Annotated in this window: 1 protein-coding gene; it reads right to left on the reverse strand. The window is 76.5% G+C overall.

Annotated features, from left to right (window positions below):
- Window positions 1–2,123 (reverse strand): SbcC/MukB-like Walker B domain-containing protein (locus HLB15_RS23410; RefSeq protein ID WP_283243492.1); only part of this gene is annotated, 2,123 nt, incomplete at both ends.

Consider the following 2,123-nt stretch of genomic DNA (forward strand, 5'->3'; position numbering starts at 1 on the left):
CGCCGGGGGTGCCGCGGCCGCCCCCGGCGCCGCGGTCGTCCCACCCGGAGCCGAGCCACCCGCCCCGGCGCGCGTCGCCGACGCGACCGGTTCGACGTCGGGCAGCGGCGTGTCGAGCACCACGACGTCGACGCGCGACTCGCGCATCTCACGGCACGTCGCGAGGCCGATGCCGCCCACGTAGTCCTCCAGCGTCTGGAGCAGCTTGAGCGGCGTCGCGAGGATCATGTGGAACCCGAACGCGGCGAACGTGTCCATGGCCGTGCGCGTGAACGCCGTGTCCGCCTTGTCGAACGCCTCGTCCAGCAGGATCGAGCCGTAGGCGGGCACCGCGGAGTCCGACGTCCCGGCGAGCTGGTAGCGCAGCGCCGCGGCCAGGCAGAACACGACCAGCTTCTGGCGCTGGCCGCCCGAGAGCCCGGCGGAGGAGTCGTGCACGGCCAGCGCGATGCCGCCCGCCGTCACCTCGACACCCGTGAAGTGCACGTGCCTGCGGGTGTCGAGGCACAGGGCGCGCCACGCGCGGTCGGCCGGGTCGCTCGACGCGAGGCGGCGCACCAGGCGCTCGAGCGTCTCGTACTCGGGCTCGTCGTCCCCCGTGAGGGCGTCGAGCGTCGCGAGGAACTCCTCGACCGCGGCGGGACGGCGCTCCTTGACCCGGATCTCGAGGTACCGGTCGGTGTCGAACGGCGAGCGGCGCAGCGCCGTGTTGACGCCGACGATGCGCTCGCGGATCGCCGCGGGAGCCTGCCGGATCTCGGCGGCGAGCTTGCGCAGCGCGCGCCGGGCCTGGTCGGTGAGCAGGTCGGCGAACCGGGCCTCCTGCTCGGGCAGGCGCGAGGTCCGGATGCGCTCGAGCACCTCGAGGTACCGGGCGCGGTCGCCGACCTGGGCCGTGAGGTCGCGCGTGACGGCGGGCCAGCGGCGCCGGAACTCCGACAGCAGCCCGACGATCTCCCGCTCGGCGGCCGCCGACGAGCGCAGCCCCGCCTCGCGCTCGGCGTCGAGCGTGCGGGAGACGGCGAGCGACACGTCGTCGATCACCTCGTGGGTCACGGTCTTGCGCACCGCGGCGTACCGCTTCTCGAGCTCCTCGCGGTGGGCGAGCGGGATCGCCGTCGTCGGCGCGTCGCCGAGCTCCGCGACGACACGCTCGAGCGAGCGGCGGTGCGCGCGGGCCTCGGCGAGCGCGTCAGCGGCCTCGGCGGCCGCCGCCCACGCCTGGTCGAGGCGCGTCTCGGCGGCCGCGACGTCCTGCGAGGCCTGGAGCAGGTCCATCGTGCCGTCCAGGAGGCGGTCGAACGACGCCTGCGCGTCGGTCAGGTCCGCCTCGGCCGTCTCGATGTCCACCTCGCGCCACTCGCGGCGGGCCACGTGCCGCAGCGTGAGCTGGCGGCGCACGGCCTCCCGCTGCTCGGCGACGGCGTCCGCCACTGCGGCGTCGGCCTCGGCGAGGCGGGCCTGGCTGTCCCGCGCGAGCTCGAGGAGCTGGTCCAGCCGGTCGTCGGCGTCCCAGCCGAGCGCCCAGTCCTCGACGCCGGGCAGACCGGGCTGCTCGATCTCCTCCGGCCCGTGCTTCACGAGGCCGCCGCGCGTCACGGCGCGCTCGTGCAGGTCGAGGCCCGTCGGGTCGTCGACGCACAGGTAGTCGTACTGCTCGGAGAGGCGGCGGTGCAGCCACCCGGCCATCGGGCCCTCCGCGACCTCGACCTTGTGCACCAGCGACGCGTCGTCGGCCGACCGCGGGGCGTCGTTGCGCACGCCGACCACCCGGTAGCGCAGGCCGGGCCCCGCCGAGACGGCGGCCGCGACGGCGGCGCGGTGGGCCGGCGCCACGAGCACGACGGACGCGAGCGGGCGCAGCACCGCCTCGATGACAGGCCGCCACGCGGCCTCCTCCTCACGTACCCGCAGCAGCTCGGCCGCGAACGGCAGCGCAGAGATCTCGAGCCCTGCCTGCTCGGCGACCGCCCGGCGCGCCGCGGCCAGGTCGGCCGGGACGTTCGTCTGCGTCTGGCGGACCGCCTGGATCCGGGTCGCGAGCGCCTCGTGCCGCAGCGCGGCCTGCGAGCGCGCGGCGAGGGCGTCGCGCACGCGGGCGTCGAGCGCCTCGGGCGCCCGCC

Origin of the sequence: Promicromonospora citrea, assembly GCF_013004695.1 — a bacterium.
In the GTDB taxonomy this organism is placed as follows: Bacteria; Actinomycetota; Actinomycetes; order Actinomycetales; family Cellulomonadaceae; genus Promicromonospora; species Promicromonospora citrea.